This window comes from Dolichospermum lemmermannii CS-548, assembly GCF_028330815.1.
GTDB lineage: Bacteria > Cyanobacteriota > Cyanobacteriia > Cyanobacteriales > Nostocaceae > Dolichospermum > Dolichospermum lemmermannii.
In genome coordinates this window covers 1-13,824 of record NZ_JAQMTJ010000254.1, presented here as the reverse complement: position 1 = coordinate 13,824, position 13,824 = coordinate 1, and the positions used below count along the sequence as shown (strand labels likewise).

General features: G+C 37.4%; 17 protein-coding genes. 4 read left to right on the top strand and 13 right to left on the bottom strand.

Going from position 1 to position 13,824, the window contains the following annotated elements; all coding sequences use genetic code 11:
- Positions 1 to 90 precede the first annotated feature (90 nt).
- The 8 genes from PN450_RS17005 to PN450_RS16970 all read right to left on the bottom strand — a co-directional run bounded on the left by PN450_RS17005 (position 91) and on the right by PN450_RS16970 (position 3,275).
- Entirely contained in the window at positions 91 to 465 is a 375-nt protein-coding gene (locus PN450_RS17005) for a PIN domain-containing protein (RefSeq protein ID WP_271837016.1), read from the bottom strand.
- Positions 455 to 691 carry a hypothetical protein gene (locus PN450_RS17000; RefSeq protein ID WP_148765464.1) on the bottom strand — a complete coding sequence of 79 codons (237 nt, stop codon included), beginning with the start codon at positions 689 to 691 and terminating at the stop codon, positions 455 to 457. Before PN450_RS17000 ends, PN450_RS17005 begins: the two co-directional genes overlap by 11 nt.
- 228 nt (positions 692 to 919) lie before the next feature.
- Complete coding sequence (locus PN450_RS16995; protein WP_148765465.1) at positions 920 to 1,333, bottom strand: type II toxin-antitoxin system VapC family toxin; 414 nt, start codon at positions 1,331 to 1,333, stop codon at positions 920 to 922.
- Positions 1,320 to 1,574: a DUF2281 domain-containing protein gene (locus PN450_RS16990; RefSeq protein ID WP_148765467.1), complete on the bottom strand. Its 255-nt coding sequence runs from the start codon at positions 1,572 to 1,574 to the stop codon at positions 1,320 to 1,322. Before PN450_RS16990 ends, PN450_RS16995 begins: the two co-directional genes overlap by 14 nt.
- 458 nt (positions 1,575 to 2,032) lie before the next feature.
- Positions 2,033 to 2,257, bottom strand: a complete 225-nt coding sequence (locus tag PN450_RS16985; protein ID WP_271837017.1) for a type II toxin-antitoxin system RelE/ParE family toxin — start codon at positions 2,255 to 2,257, stop codon at positions 2,033 to 2,035.
- Positions 2,258 to 2,362: 105 nt separating this feature from the next.
- On the bottom strand, positions 2,363 to 2,686 hold the full coding sequence (locus PN450_RS16980; protein ID WP_371735130.1) for a type II toxin-antitoxin system ParD family antitoxin: 324 nt from the start codon (positions 2,684 to 2,686) through the stop codon (positions 2,363 to 2,365).
- 151 nt (positions 2,687 to 2,837) lie between these two features.
- Positions 2,838 to 3,056, bottom strand: coding sequence for a type II toxin-antitoxin system HicA family toxin (locus PN450_RS16975; RefSeq protein ID WP_053538668.1), 219 nt, complete (start codon positions 3,054 to 3,056; stop codon positions 2,838 to 2,840).
- The gene (locus tag PN450_RS16970) at positions 3,057 to 3,275 is read right to left on the bottom strand and encodes a type II toxin-antitoxin system HicB family antitoxin (RefSeq protein ID WP_027401156.1); all 219 of its coding nucleotides are present in this window, start codon (positions 3,273 to 3,275) and stop codon (positions 3,057 to 3,059) included.
- Positions 3,276 to 4,215: 940 nt separating this feature from the next.
- On the opposite strand from PN450_RS16970, the gene PN450_RS16965 reads away from it, so the two are divergent.
- Entirely contained in the window at positions 4,216 to 4,536 is a 321-nt protein-coding gene (locus PN450_RS16965; RefSeq protein ID WP_271837015.1) for a hypothetical protein, read from the top strand.
- A gap of 6 nt (positions 4,537 to 4,542) precedes the next feature.
- Here PN450_RS16965 and PN450_RS16960 read toward each other — a convergent pair whose 3' ends face one another.
- Positions 4,543 to 5,472, bottom strand: a complete 930-nt coding sequence (locus PN450_RS16960) for a protein rep (protein ID WP_271837014.1) — start codon at positions 5,470 to 5,472, stop codon at positions 4,543 to 4,545.
- Positions 5,473 to 5,611: 139 nt separating this feature from the next.
- Here PN450_RS16960 and PN450_RS16955 point away from each other — a divergent pair, with 139 nt between their 5' ends.
- The gene (locus tag PN450_RS16955; protein WP_271837013.1) at positions 5,612 to 6,121 is read left to right on the top strand and encodes a hypothetical protein; all 510 of its coding nucleotides are present in this window, start codon (positions 5,612 to 5,614) and stop codon (positions 6,119 to 6,121) included.
- 60 nt (positions 6,122 to 6,181) lie between these two features.
- Here PN450_RS16955 and PN450_RS16950 read toward each other — a convergent pair whose 3' ends face one another.
- Positions 6,182 to 6,436, bottom strand: coding sequence for a hypothetical protein (locus tag PN450_RS16950; RefSeq protein WP_271837012.1), 255 nt, complete (start codon positions 6,434 to 6,436; stop codon positions 6,182 to 6,184).
- Positions 6,437 to 6,576: 140 nt separating this feature from the next.
- Positions 6,577 to 8,790: a phosphoketolase family protein gene (locus PN450_RS16945; RefSeq protein ID WP_271837011.1), complete on the bottom strand. Its 2,214-nt coding sequence runs from the start codon at positions 8,788 to 8,790 to the stop codon at positions 6,577 to 6,579.
- Between the two features lie 309 nt (positions 8,791 to 9,099).
- Between PN450_RS16945 and PN450_RS16940 the strand changes: the two genes are divergently transcribed.
- Both PN450_RS16940 and crtO read left to right on the top strand, forming a co-directional pair.
- Positions 9,100 to 10,482, top strand: coding sequence for a cytochrome P450 (locus PN450_RS16940; RefSeq protein ID WP_271837010.1), 1,383 nt, complete (start codon positions 9,100 to 9,102; stop codon positions 10,480 to 10,482).
- 280 nt (positions 10,483 to 10,762) lie between these two features.
- Entirely contained in the window at positions 10,763 to 12,451 is a 1,689-nt protein-coding gene (crtO, locus tag PN450_RS16935) for a beta-carotene ketolase CrtO (protein ID WP_271837009.1), read from the top strand.
- Between the two features lie 16 nt (positions 12,452 to 12,467).
- Here crtO and PN450_RS16930 read toward each other — a convergent pair whose 3' ends face one another.
- Together PN450_RS16930 and PN450_RS16925 are read right to left on the bottom strand one after the other, a co-directional pair.
- Entirely contained in the window at positions 12,468 to 12,986 is a 519-nt protein-coding gene (locus PN450_RS16930) for a DUF456 domain-containing protein (protein ID WP_148765479.1), read from the bottom strand.
- Positions 12,987 to 13,106: 120 nt separating this feature from the next.
- Positions 13,107 to 13,754: a cofactor assembly of complex C subunit B gene (locus tag PN450_RS16925; protein ID WP_148765481.1), complete on the bottom strand. Its 648-nt coding sequence runs from the start codon at positions 13,752 to 13,754 to the stop codon at positions 13,107 to 13,109.
- Positions 13,755 to 13,824: the final 70 nt, after the last annotated feature.

The following is a 13,824-nucleotide window of genomic DNA, read 5'->3' as shown; positions in this document are numbered from 1 at the left end:
TTCACTTTATCACACCACGTCCCTTTTAATGCTACTTATTCTCATTAAGCATCTTAATTTTTGAATTGGCTTTAGTTATTATGTACTACTTTAAGGGCTTTTTTGATCTGTGACAGTTTGGGGTGCGGAATGTGGGTTAAATATTGCTGTAGCTATAATCAAACTATCCCAATAAGAGTAATTATATTTTGCATTGATTTCTAATGCTTGTATAACTTCTGTTGTGTTGATTGCCTGAATCGAAAAAGTATTCACTATATCTGATATGATTGTAATTGCATCTGTTTTTGATGTGAATTTTTTTCTAGTTAAAACATGAAATAATTCTCCTGAAACCTGGGTGCTAACTAACAGAGATGAAGAATTATTTTTGATGATTTCTGCAACTTGCTGGGATTTTTCTAGCGGATTTTTAGCATAGAGATAAATCCAGAGATTACTATCGAGAAAAATTTTATCTATCATAAATTTCTTCTCGATTAAATTTGTAGTCTGGGGGAACTGGGAAGGAGTAGTTATTAACTCGCGCTAAGAATTGCTGTATTTTCAATTCTTGAGAATCTATTGGTTGTGTAGATTCGCTGGGTTCGAGAATCATAATTTGTATGGTTTTACCTTCTAATTCGGAACTTAGTTTTTCATTTAAAATAAGTTCACCGTTGGTACAGGTTGCTTGGATAATTTGCAGCATTATGAATAACCTTAAATCCTATATAAAATTTTTCGGTATGATCCTATTATAAACTACGCCCTGGGTGATAATTATCGGGTGAGGTTAAACAGATACAGGGTAAGGTTTTCAGGTGCGAACTGCTTGCAGCAGCGCTAGTTCCCTCCGGGACGCTTCGCGAACGCTATCGCTCTACTAATCCCTAGTAATGCTTGAGTGAGATAATGTGAACAGATACAGGTAATTACTTCAAAATAGCAAATTTTCAAAAGGATAATTTTGCTTCCAACGATAGGTGTTAAAGTCACGCTGATCTACTGAAAAAATTCGCCCATGTCCTAAATGTTCTGCTAAAATTACTAGGGAAGCATCAGCTAAATCCATTGGCAGATTAGCATATTTTTCCATTAATTTAATAATTTGCGGAGTATGGTGAGGCTCTAAATTAAAGATTGTAAATAATTCTTTTTCCAGACTATTTAAAAAAGTGACTTGAGCTTGAACTCCTTTGCGAGTTAGCAAAAGATAACAGGTTTCTGTAACAACACACCATGTTGTAATTAAAGGCTCATTGTATTTTTTTAAAGCTTGTTTTGCTGTTGCGTGGTAGGTGTCTTTTTGGTCAATGAGAGCTAACCAGAATCCTGTATCAACTATGATCATATTTGTTTGGTAATGTATTAGCTAAAACTTCTTTATATGTGGTTGATAAATTTTCTTCCACAGCACAACAACCAATTAATCCAATTTCATCAAATTTTTCATAGATACTTTTTTGTTGATGATGATTTTCTGGTTTTGGATAACGTTTTTTAAGTAATTGAATAAAATCCAGTAGTAAGATTTGCGCTTCTTCTGTTAAGGTGTCAATATCTTGAGATATTTCTGCAATTTTTATTACCATGATTAACTCCTCAATTGAGTAAATTTTTTCGGTATACTCCTATTATAAACTACACCCCAAAGATCCCCGACTTCTTTTCAAAATTTCTCTATCATATCCATAATTAATCTTAGAAGTCGGGGATCTGAATCAGGTGAGGTGAATATTTCCTCATGTATCTGTCATGGTTATATTGTTTTCTCTTATTTACATGATAGCTGCGAACTGCTTGCAGCAGCGCTTCGCTATCGCCCTAAACATCCTAGTAATAGTTGAGTGAGATAATGTAAACAGATACAGGGTAAGGTTTTCAGGTGCGAACTGCTTGCAGCAGCGCTTCGCTATCGCTCTATTAATCCCTCGTAATGGTTGAGAGTGAGATAATGCAAACAGATACAGTGTAGGGTTTTCGGTCTGTGATTTAGTGTTATTAATGGTGGGTTTTGTTGGGTTTATTTGCATCAACCTAACCTAATTACTCATATTTCTAAATCCTCATCTAATATTGTTTCAATGTCTCTTGCACCATGAATAACTCGCAAAATATCAATTTCTGATTCAGTGATACGATAAAAAATTAGATATTTTCTAAATCCTTTAATTGATTGTTGTCGAATATCTGCTAAATTGGGATGAGGAAAATCTGTCAATTTCCCCATAGCTGGAGTTTTAGCTAATTGTTTAAATGTTGTTTCTGCTGCTATTAAAAAGCGGTCGGAAACGTCTAAACTGTCTTCTGCTATGTAAGGTGGCTAAATCTATCAAGTCGCGGATAACTTGAGGTCTTTTTTTAATTGCAAACATCATGGCTAAATTGCACTTTGACGTTTGTTAGTTTTTTCACGAACTGCTTGACGAATATCTTCCCAATCTTGTGCAGTCATTTCTGTTGCATTTCCTGAGTTTAATCCTTCTAAAAGCATGGTTTGTAATCGTTCATTTGCTCTCTGTTTTTGGTCTTGTCGCACTAATTCCCGAAAATATTCACTAACGCTGCTGTAACCACCTTGCGCTACCTGTTCTTCTATATAATCGCGCATGGTGTCAGGTAAGGAAATATTCATACTTTTCATAATGTGATTTCGCTGAATTTTCTTTTCTATAGTATGGCAGGTTTTGTCATTTTCTGCCATGACTGTGATCTGCTTGCAGCAGCGCTTCGCTATCGCTCTACTAATCCCTAGTAATGCTTGATTGAGATAACGTAAACAGATACAGGATTTTTGAGTTTTAATAAGTGCGTTATTAATAGTGGGTTATTTTGTTATTAACCCACTGAAAATATTACTTATTTCCTAAAAATTCATCTACGGTAATTCCTGCTTGTCTAATTAAACTTCTGAGTAATCCTGGTGCTAGTTCTTTATGATTGGGAACTGATAAAATGGGTTTTGATTCGTGCCACAGTATGATATGACTTCCGGTTTGATGATCTACAGCATAGCCAAATTTTTCAAAGATTTTGACTGTTTGTTTACCGGAAATATTTGATAAGCGTCCCATTTATACTACTACTTCCCCTACAAAAGATTGAGATTCTTTGGTTACATAGGGTTTACCATGTTTTTCTAATACGTGAAGATAGCCTTTGATAGCATCTTTGATATTTTCAATTGCTTCATCTAAGTTTGTACCTTGACTGACACAACCAGGAAGTTCTGGTACTTCAGCAACGTAACCTAGATATTCTGAATCATAGGTGAATATTACTTGAAATTTCATACAGGAAGGGTTTGTATATTTGTGTGCTGATTATTAATATATCTAATTTTCTTGGCTAGTTGTTTGAGGATTTGATTTAGTTCTGGTGGTGAGGTGAATATTTACACAATCTGCTTGCAGCAGCGCTTCGCTATCGCCCTAAACATCCCTAGTAACGCTTGAGTGAGATAACGTAAACAGATACAGGGTAAGGTTTTCAGACTGCGATCGCCCCACTAATCCCTAGTAATGCTTGAGTGAGATAACGTAAACAGATACAGGGTAAGGTTTTTGGACTGCGATCACCCTAAACATCCCTAGTAATAATTGAGTGAGATAACGTAAACAGATACAGGGTAAGGTTTTCAGGTGCGATCGCTCTACTAATCCCTAGTAATAGTTGAGTAAGATAATGTAAACATAAGTAAGTCGGCACGATAAAATCAATATACATTTTTTTCGTAAAAACCCTTAAATAACCTATCTATAAGGTATTTGTCGAATTTACATTTCGTTACATATGTTGATTGTTTAACGCCAACTTACTTATACAGGGTAACGTTTTCAGGTGCGATCGCTCTATTAATCCCCAGTAATGCTTGAGTGAGATAATGTAAACAGATACAGGGTAGGCTTTTCACGTGCGATCGCTCTATTAATCCCTAGTAATGGTTGAGTAAGATAATGTGAACAGATACAGGGTTTCTGATTCTTTGGAAGATATTTATTAGTTTCAAGTGAAGGCTATTTTAAACTCTCATTTACTACAACACTATGTAATTGAGAGTTTTTTGCTTTGTCATTAATCTCAATCCGAAAGACAAATATGTTTTTATGTGCGCTACGCGCAAATTTGTTTCTTGGATATTCTTTGTCTTCCCATTAATCTACATAGGCTAACGCCTAATTAGTGGTGATGAAGGATTCTAGTTTTATCATCTATTTCATTTGAGGTGTTTCAATGATTTCTTTTTCTATTTCTATCTCTCATCGGAATTTTAGAGGTATTCCAATTGGACGGATTTATATTCATCATTCTTTGGTTTCCCATTCTTCCGTTATTTCTTTACTTCCCTTACTTCATATACTTGATGAATACATTTATATGGATGGTTCTAAACGTATTTGGTTTCTTGCACCTGTTTCTCTGTATTATCGTCTTGCTTGTCAATATCCTAATCCCAAGTTTTCTGCTTATACTTTGTATCTTCTGAGAAAAGCAGCTACATTTTTTAAAGGGCTGAAATCTCCGCATTTACCTGATAGTGACTATTTTGACTAATCTTAGTTATCCCTCTATTATGTACTTATGTAATTTTCTATTCCATCCGAAATATAAACTATTATCCTTAACCTCATCTATCTCTTCACTGTCACTAATGAGGTCTTGATTTTTCTCCTCTAATTCTCGCATATAATGTCTGAGAACTCCCCCAACTGCGATCGCTCTAGTTTTGTGTAGTTGACGGGTTAATTCTAGAAACCATTCCCTATCAGCCACTAAATCAGACTCTTTCACCTGATATTTCAGAATTTCAGGAATTAACACTTTTGGATCATGGTGTTTTTTAATCGCTCTCACATCAACTACTGGCTGATAATTCACCCTTAAACACTGCTGCCATAATGATACCCATTTAGCTTGAGAAATATAGCCATGACTGAAATATGAAGGCTGTACCATCGCTAATAGGTGTATATGTGGGTGTGCTGATATTCCATCTTTACCTTTGGTAACTTCTATAGACTTTACCCAACCTTTAGCTGGCCATGCTTTCAACTCTGATAAACGTTTAAAAGCTTTGTTTATTTCATCTAAGGTTTCTCTGAGTTCTTCAATGTTGCAATTTCTTACTGTCAGGGTGATAAACAACCAACGGTATTTAGGGTAATCTGTGACAACTTGAGGGAGAATCTGATAAGCTTTTGCTTTCCACATCATAGAACGTCGCCACTGACAAACTGGACAGTGACGCACTCGACAAAATCGCGCATTTATTAATTTTAACTTGAGAATATCTGCTGATTCTTCTGCAATTAAGCGAAACTCTAGCCACTCAGAACAGCTTTTCAACCGCCAAGCATACTCATGAAAAGTATCATTATTTGCTTTTGCGTAAAACTCAGCAATTTTATCAGCATTAATTCGATGCTTTTCCCAAGTGTTACCTGTAGGATCAAGTCCAGACAAGCAATCTAACTCGGTCATGTTATCCATAAATAACTCTTAGCGTGAAAATAATTAATATATTTATACCCATGTATAACTAAAAACATCAACGTTCTTTTACAAACATGACTATAAGTAATTATAATTAAGTTTAATGTATTTTATTAAAAATAAGAAATTAACCAACATGAAAAAGTTTTTTTGTTCAATTCTCATTTTAGTGATGCTATATAGCTGCAAAGGCTCTGGTAAACTTGCAGGTCAGATAACAAAAGAAGTAGGGAAAGGTTTAGCTAATGCTGTAGGTGAATCTTTAGTAAAAACTGGTACTGAAGCTATTGTTAAGTCATTTAGTGATCAGAATAAACTATCAAAGCAACAGGCTTTATGGAAAACAGCTAATGAGATAAATAAGTCTACACCTATACAAATAGATCAAGAAACTATACTGAATAACGTTGGTGTAGAGATTGATAGATTAGTTTATAATTATGAGTTAATCAACTATTCATCTTTTGAAGTAGATGAACAAAAGCTTGCTTATGCTATACTACCAGTAATAGAAAGTTCTATCTGTATCACTCCACAGACAAAACTTGCTTTGCAAAAAGGCGTATCATTTGCCTTTTGTTATTTCGGCAATGATAGTAGATTCATAACCAAGTTCATTATACATCCAGCACATTGTGGTTATTAAATTAGCTAGTAGGTGCGTTAGGATAAAATCTGTAACGCACAATAAATTATTAACAAAACACTAATAACCTGAAGACTCCAATGGTGGTCTAGGTGTGATTGTTTCAGTTTTATTTAATTGCTCAATAAGCTTATCAGCCAAGTCAACAGATGTTGAAATTAGTGCATTAGGGTTTGTTTCAGGGACAGCAATTAGTCCAGAAAATATTTCTAATGCAAATAGCTCGCGTTTAGTAAGTCCACGTGAACGAATTACAGTGTTTTCAGGTAGATTAGCATACATGGGGTAAGCAAAATCATTAGGTTCTGTAGTCATCTTTTTTTATTTAGGTTTGTTCTAGTTTACTATACTCATGTATGAAACTATCCTAATGAGTGTGTTTAAAAACTTCAAGGGTAAGCCAGTATAGTAGGGTGTGTTAGCAACACCGCAACGCACCCTACAGAAATATGATATTAATGCACCAACTCAATAGCCCGCTTAGTCAACGCTTCCGCAGTCAACCCATTAAAAGCCATCAACTCACCCGCACTAGCCGTAGTTTCCCCACGCTTCCAGGCAAAAGAATCACGTTTTGAATTACTGCGTAACATGATCGGTTCTAACATCGCCGCAGCGCCACCTGTCACACCAATTAAGGCATCTCCACCAAACAATTGCTCAAAATCGGCATCACTTAAAAAACCGTTATCAGGTTCAGAACAAGTATCCCAAGCAGTATCATGAGGACGATATAAACGACGAGGATTGATAATAGAAACAATCTTCACACCAATACCTTCAGTTTCTAAAAAAGCCGCCGCTTCAAACACAGGAATTAAAGTCAAATCGCCAATTACAGCAAATACAACAGTCTTCCCACCAGCCACTTCATGTAATAACACCGCACCATCAATTAAGCCTTTTTCAGTTTGGGCAAAGGTGCTACGAATTGGCAAAGGAGACTTACTAGCAGTAATGACAATGCCCTTATTTTTTGTTTGCAAAGCCCAGTCATAACAGACTTGAATACTGTTAGCATCTGGGGGAAATAATGGGAAGACATTTCCCGTTCTCATCAAAGAAGCAAAATAAGCTTCAATTTCTGGTCTTTGGTGAGTCCAACCGTTGCGTCCTTGTTCTAATGCCCCCGCAGTAAATAATGTAATTGTTGAGGGTGTTTTGCGGCGTAATTCTGCCATTGCTTGGGTGACAGTTTGCCAAATTGGTAAACCATTGATGGCAAAAGATTCATAGGAACACCACAAAGTTCTCGCCCCCATTAAGGATAAACCAGCCGCTAAACCAGCACAAGCATCTTCGCTCAAAGGTTCGTAAACTTGACCTCCTGGGGCTTGATGATAGGTGTCATCGGTGGTGGGGTGAATGATTTTTAATGCCTCATTAATATTACCAATTCCTGAAGCGGCGTTACCATCGGCGTTAGTCACGAGGAAGTTTTTATCTTTATTTCCTACTACTCCCACCAGTTTACCCATGACAGTTGTAGAAACTTGAGGAACTGCGCCAACTGGATATTCTGCTAATGGTAATTCGCCAATTTCTGCTAAGGGTAATTCAAATTCTGTGACTACAGTTTTCGCAGCCGGACCACCTCCAGCCCGTTCCGCATTTGTCCGCACAATTTGCCATGCTGGGGCTGATAATGCCCGTTTTTGTAAGGCGCTGACTATATGGGGCGCGGTTAAAGTATCTTGAGGATAGAGGTTGTGGGATTTTGCCCCTAAAGCGTGAACCCCTGCCCCTTTGAGTTGTTTGATAATAAATACGGTCAATTTACCGCCGAGTGCTGAACGGGCAGCTTTATCCATACCTACTAATACCGCTTTGGTAAATTCTAGGCGCTTGGCAAAGGAAAATACCGTACTATCAACATATTCACCTGCTTGGTTTTGGTCGTCAAAATCTTTGGCGTTGACTAATACGACTTCGGCAAAACCGTTACCTTGCCAATAGGCAATCATCTCTGCGTTAGTTTTCAAAGATACCATGCTGTGGTGTTCTTGGCTGTAACCGTTCCACACTAACACGGGTAAAAAGTTGGTAACGGTGGGGTAAGCGGTGTTGAAATGTGCCATTGAACTCATGATATAGGGTTCACCCAGTCCCCCGTCTCCCACAGTGAAGGGGAAGAGTTTATCACGGTGTAATAGGGCTGCGGCCATGGCGAAATGTTGTCCTTGTCCCAGGGGTCCAGCCGGTGCGAGAATACCGGGAATATAGCCGGAAAGGTGTCCTAATAATCCATGCTTTTCTCGAAAGCGATCGCCCAATTGTTGTACAGTGGAAATGCCCATGTCTTCTAAGGAACGGTCTAAGAACATGGCACTATAAAAACCGGGGGCATGGTGTCCCACTTCCGTGATAATGTTTTTATGTCCCAGCATGACCAAAGCTGCATAAGCTTCCGCTTGGCTGGCAAAACCGCCGGGATGTCCAGAAGCCTTACTAGCACTGATGTGTAGGGTGAGGTAGCGCAGGGCATCAGCGGCGAGTAAGGTTTGATATACTGCTGTTGTATCTGTTGGGGAGGCGATCGCCCTCTTGCCCGATTCTATCACGGGAGTTGCCCCATAAGTTTCAAAATCTGGCAATGCTTCCCCAAAATATTGTATTCCTTCACAAAAATCAGGAAGTGCGGAAGCTGCCTTTGTCGTAATTGTTGTCATGCTGAGTACCTGAATAAAATCGGAAAAACTAGAGATTCTGGTTTAATGTAACCAAGATTTTACATCTTTGAGGATCTAATAGTTAATTGCTTTTTCGCAATATCACCATAAGTAGGTTAAATACTCATCTCACATGATTACTTGTTTTTCCTTTCATGTCATTAAATCAGTATACGTAGGGGTTTAGCAGTGCTAAACCCCTACACATCTAGTTTTTTTTATAATCTTGTGAAAATTCAAATCTCAAGGGTTTATAGTTGAAGTTGAGTTATTCTGTAATTAATTGTGTAATCAAAATAGGAGAAAATTATGCAACTACTACCAGGACCAAAAGTATCAGCTACTATTCAAGTTTTAAACTGGATATTCAGACCCATGAGTTATTTGACAGAATGTGCCAAGACTTATGGTGATTTATTCACTTTAAAATTGCAAAGTAATTTACCACCAATGTTATTTGTTCATTCTCCTGAAGCAATGCAGCAGGTGTTAAGTAATGATCAAAAAGACTTGGAAGCACCAGGAGAATTAAATAGTATTTTTGAATATTTACTCGGTAAAAAATCTGTCATTAGTCTGAGTGGTAAAGAACATCAACGTCAACGGCAATTAATTATGCCACCTTTTCATGGGGAAAGAATGCGAAGTTATGCTGAATTAATTGAAAATATTACCACAAAAATTATCAATGAACAACCAAAAAATCAACCTTTCAATATCAGAAATGTTGCCCAAGAGATTACACTTGGGGTAATGATGGAAGCCGTTTTTGGCATTTATGAAGGAGAACGAGCAGAAAAACTTAAACATTTACTTTGTGAAATTTTAGAACAGGGTAGCAGTCCTTGGAGAGTTGCTTTTCTCTATCTTCCCAAATTGAAAGAAATCATAGGAATTTCTGAAATTTGGAAAAGACAAATGAAGAAACAGGAAAAAGCTGATCAACTCATTTATCAGGAAATTCAAGAAAGAAGAGAAAATTTTGATCCTAATCGCACAGATATTCTTAATTTACTTATGTCTGCTCAAGATGAAAACGGTCAACCTATGACTGATGCAGAATTAAGAGATGAATTGATGACTTTATTAGTCGCAGGTCATGAAACTACAGCCACAGCTATTTCTTGGGCTTTTTACTGGATTCATAAACTCCCAGAAGTTCGAGAAAAGCTATTAGTCGAATTGGATAGTTTAGGAGAAAATCCTGATTCTAATACTATCTTTAAATTGCCATATTTAACTGCTGTCTGTAATGAAACATTAAGGATTTATCCCATAGCAATGCTAACTTTTCCCAGAAAAGTTAAAACTCCGATTTCTCTTGGTGGTTATCAACTAGAACCAGGTACAGTTATCATGGGTTCAATTTACTTAACTCATCGAAGAGAAGATATTTATCCTGAACCTGAAAAATTTAACCCAGAACGCTTTTTAGAAAGACAATTTTCACCTTATGAATTTCTACCTTTTGGGGGTGGTGCAAGACGTTGTATTGGTTTAGCATTTGCCCAAATGGAAATGAAATTAATATTAGCTAAAGTTCTGAAAACATGGTCAATGAAATTAGTTAATATCGATGAAATTAAACCACAAAGACGGGGTTTAGTTACAGGTCCAAATGGTCCCATAAATTTAGAAATTCAGAATCTTCGTCAACCAAAATCTGTAAACTTAGAAACAGTCACAGTTTAACAGCAATAATTTCTCAAACAAGATCCCTGATTTATTGAATAAATTGGGGATCTATAGTAATCCTAAATAAGACGTATTTGTATAACCTGCCGTAAACATACATCTCTTCCTTCTCTACCTCTGCGCTCTCTGTGCCTCTGTGGTTCGTTCTCCGACAACAACTCAAATAGGATTGCTATATTATTGTAACTAATCTCCACTAAAATTTTACCTAATTTACTTGCAATTTGCCGTAAATATTAATAATATAAAAAAGCCAGGTTTCTATGTCATCAGAGATATGCAAGAATACGACGTTATCATCATCGGTGCTGGACACAACGGTTTAGTTTGTGCAGCTTATTTACTCAAAGCAGGTTATAGCGTCCTTCTACTAGAAAAACGTCCTGTTCCCGGTGGTGCAGCCACAACAGAAGAATGTATCCCAGACAAAGCACCAGGTTTTAAATTTAACTTGTGTGCCATTGACCATGAATTTATTCATTTGGGTCCAGTAGTAGAAGAATTAGAACTGACAAAATATGGCTTAGAATATCTAGATTGTGACCCAGTTGTATTTTGTCCTCACCCCGACGGTAAATATTTTTTAGCTCATAAATCCTTAGAAAAGACCTGTGCAGAAATCGCTCGTTATAATGAAAGAGATGCTAAAAAATATGCCGAGTTTACAAATTATTGGCAACGGGCAATTAACGCCATGATTCCCATGTTTAATGCCCCACCCAAATCAATTATAGATATTTTCGGTAACTACAATCTGCAACAAGTTAAAGATTTATTTTCTGTAGTTGGTTCTCCCGCCAAAAGTTTTGATTTTGTGCGAACAATGTTAAACAGCGCCGAAGATATTCTTAATGAATGGTTTGATGAAGAATTTCTCAAAGCTCCCCTATCTAGATTAGCATCAGAATTAGGTGCGCCACCTTCTCAAAAAAATCTGGCAATTGGGGTGATGATGATGGCTATGCGTCATAATCCTGGAATGGCTAGACCTCGCGGCGGTACAGGTGCATTGGTGCAAGCTTTGGTGAAATTAGTTAAGAGTAAAGGTGGGGTAATTCTCACAGACCAGCACGTGGAAAAGATTTTAATTAATGATGCTAAAGCCGAGGGTGTGAGGGTAGCAGGTGGTAAAGAATATCGAGCTAAACAGGGAGTAATTTCTAATATTGATGCTCAAAGATTATTCTTACAAATGACAGAAAAAAGTGATATTGATGCCGTTGATCCTGATTTATGGGAAAGATTAGAACGCCGCATTATCAACAACAATGAAACTATCCTGAAAATAGATTTAGCATTAGATGAACCCTTGCATTTTTCTCATCATGATCATAAAGATGAATATCTCATTGGTTCAATTTTAATTGCTGATTCCATGAATCATGTAGAACAGGCTCATAGTAAATGTACAATTGGCGAAATTCCCGATTCTGACCCCTCCATGTATCTCGTCATGCCTAGCGCTCTTGACCCTAGTTTAGCACCACCTGGTAAACATACTTTATGGATTGAATTTTTTGCTCCTTATCAAATTGCTAATGCAAAAGGTACAGGTTTAAAAGGGACAGGTTGGACTGATGAATTGAAAAACAAAGTTGCAGATAGAGTAATTGACAAATTAGCAACTTACGCCCCCAATGTGAAGAAAGCAACTATCGCTAGAAGAGTAGAAAGTCCGGCAGAATTAGGAGAAAGATTAGGGGCATACAAAGGGAATTATTATCATATTGATATGACAATGGATCAAATGATCTTTTTCCGACCTTTACCCGAATTAGCTAATTATAAAACCCCCATTGATAATCTCTTTTTAACAGGCGCAGGAACACATCCAGGTGGCTCAATTTCCGGTATGCCAGGACGCAATTGTGCAAGAGTATTTTTGCAGAATAAGCAACCTTTTAGTCAGGCTTTAAAGGATGCTCGAAATTCAATTAAGTCTACAGTTAATTCGGTATTTGGATAGACGGTTCTTATTCAGGTTAACTACCATATACCTGCGGCCAAGTTGTCAACAAAAATACTACAACCGCGCTGATAGCTAAGACACCTTGAATCAAATTCCCCACCACTGTACCGACAGTGATTCCTATACCAGCTTTTACCGCAGGCCATAATTGACGTTGATAAAGAAACTCACCAACAATTGCTCCTAACAGTGGTCCAAATAAAATCCCTAATAATGGACCACCAAAAGGTAAAGCTGGTAATAATCCAAAAAACCCCAGTAATAAACCCACAAATGCGCCAATTTGTCCCCACTTACTCGCACCGGCTTGTTTTGCTCCGATATAACCAGCCAGGAAATCAACTCCTGTACTCAGAAGTAAAACAATGATTGTCACAATCAGGGGAATTTTGATAGCTGCAAAGGAATTACTGACAATTCCCCAAATAACAATAGATATTAAAATCAAACTACTTCCAGGGATAGCTGGAACTACAGCACCGATAATCCCTACGAACATTACAGCCACTAAGAGTAAATAAATAATTTGCATAATTCATAATTTATAACTTTTATAATCTCGTTCCCAGTCTCCGACTGGGAATGTTCATCACGCGGCTCTGCCGCTAGTAACGGGAGGCAGAGCCTCAAAGTTAGCATTCCTAGCCAGAGTCTAGGAACGAGAATGACCAAGAGTAACAGCTAATTTATCGGCAATTCCCGCAATCCAGTTTTCATCTTGTTTAGTGTAACTGCGGGGAGCATTTGCTGCTAAAATTAAAACCCCTTCTTTACCAATTGGTTGACAAATTACACCTTGTGTGTTTTCTGGTAAATAGTCAAATTCGATTTTACCAGGATAGACATACAAAGCAACTAAATAAATTGGCTTTTGTGTTTCTAATACTTTTTTTAAAATTATTCCTGGTACTACTTCCGATTTAGCAGCCAGAATACCGCGACGTAATAAAACTTTACCTTGATAATAAACTATGAGCGATCGCGTCACTGTATTAGTTAATAATAACCGCGATGCCCAGGCTAATTCTATTTTCGCGGCTTCTGGTAATTCTGGATCTAAAAAAAATCCCTCTTCCCCAATTAATTCTACTGTCTCCGGTGTGCGCGGCTGTACCTGTTGCCAAATTAAACCAGTTAAAATTAACACCGCACTCAGAATTACCCCCAGCACATCTCCTCGTGCTTGGGAATTTGTCAGTTCCGGTGTTAACAACCGATTCATTAACAAAAGCACAGCACCTAAACCCCCAACAACTAAGGGTAAACGCCGTAAAACTCGATTGGGATCTGATTTGGTCATTAGGAATAGGAGTCAGGAGTCAGGAGTCAGGAGTCAGGAGTCAGGAGTCAGGAGTCACCGAGTCACCGAG

What these genes read in the sequence shown, in the direction of transcription:
- PN450_RS17005 (WP_271837016.1), bottom strand. Translation starts at nt 465, where the DNA reads ATGATAGATAAAATTTTTCTCGATAGTAATCTCTGGATTTATCTCTAT.
- PN450_RS17000 (WP_148765464.1), bottom strand. Translation starts at nt 691, where the DNA reads ATGCTGCAAATTATCCAAGCAACCTGTACCAACGGTGAACTTATTTTA.
- PN450_RS16995 (WP_148765465.1), bottom strand. Translation starts at nt 1,333, where the DNA reads ATGATCATAGTTGATACAGGATTCTGGTTAGCTCTCATTGACCAAAAA.
- PN450_RS16990 (WP_148765467.1), bottom strand. Translation starts at nt 1,574, where the DNA reads ATGGTAATAAAAATTGCAGAAATATCTCAAGATATTGACACCTTAACA.
- PN450_RS16980 (WP_371735130.1), bottom strand. Translation starts at nt 2,686, where the DNA reads ATGGCAGAAAATGACAAAACCTGCCATACTATAGAAAAGAAAATTCAG.
- PN450_RS16975 (WP_053538668.1), bottom strand. Translation starts at nt 3,056, where the DNA reads ATGGGACGCTTATCAAATATTTCCGGTAAACAAACAGTCAAAATCTTT.
- PN450_RS16970 (WP_027401156.1), bottom strand. Translation starts at nt 3,275, where the DNA reads ATGAAATTTCAAGTAATATTCACCTATGATTCAGAATATCTAGGTTAC.
- PN450_RS16965 (WP_271837015.1), top strand. Translation starts at nt 4,216, where the DNA reads ATGATTTCTTTTTCTATTTCTATCTCTCATCGGAATTTTAGAGGTATT.
- PN450_RS16960 (WP_271837014.1), bottom strand. Translation starts at nt 5,472, where the DNA reads ATGGATAACATGACCGAGTTAGATTGCTTGTCTGGACTTGATCCTACA.
- PN450_RS16955 (WP_271837013.1), top strand. Translation starts at nt 5,612, where the DNA reads ATGAAAAAGTTTTTTTGTTCAATTCTCATTTTAGTGATGCTATATAGC.
- PN450_RS16950 (WP_271837012.1), bottom strand. Translation starts at nt 6,436, where the DNA reads ATGACTACAGAACCTAATGATTTTGCTTACCCCATGTATGCTAATCTA.
- PN450_RS16945 (WP_271837011.1), bottom strand. Translation starts at nt 8,790, where the DNA reads ATGACAACAATTACGACAAAGGCAGCTTCCGCACTTCCTGATTTTTGT.
- PN450_RS16940 (WP_271837010.1), top strand. Translation starts at nt 9,100, where the DNA reads ATGCAACTACTACCAGGACCAAAAGTATCAGCTACTATTCAAGTTTTA.
- crtO (WP_271837009.1), top strand. Translation starts at nt 10,763, where the DNA reads ATGCAAGAATACGACGTTATCATCATCGGTGCTGGACACAACGGTTTA.
- PN450_RS16930 (WP_148765479.1), bottom strand. Translation starts at nt 12,986, where the DNA reads ATGCAAATTATTTATTTACTCTTAGTGGCTGTAATGTTCGTAGGGATT.
- PN450_RS16925 (WP_148765481.1), bottom strand. Translation starts at nt 13,754, where the DNA reads ATGACCAAATCAGATCCCAATCGAGTTTTACGGCGTTTACCCTTAGTT.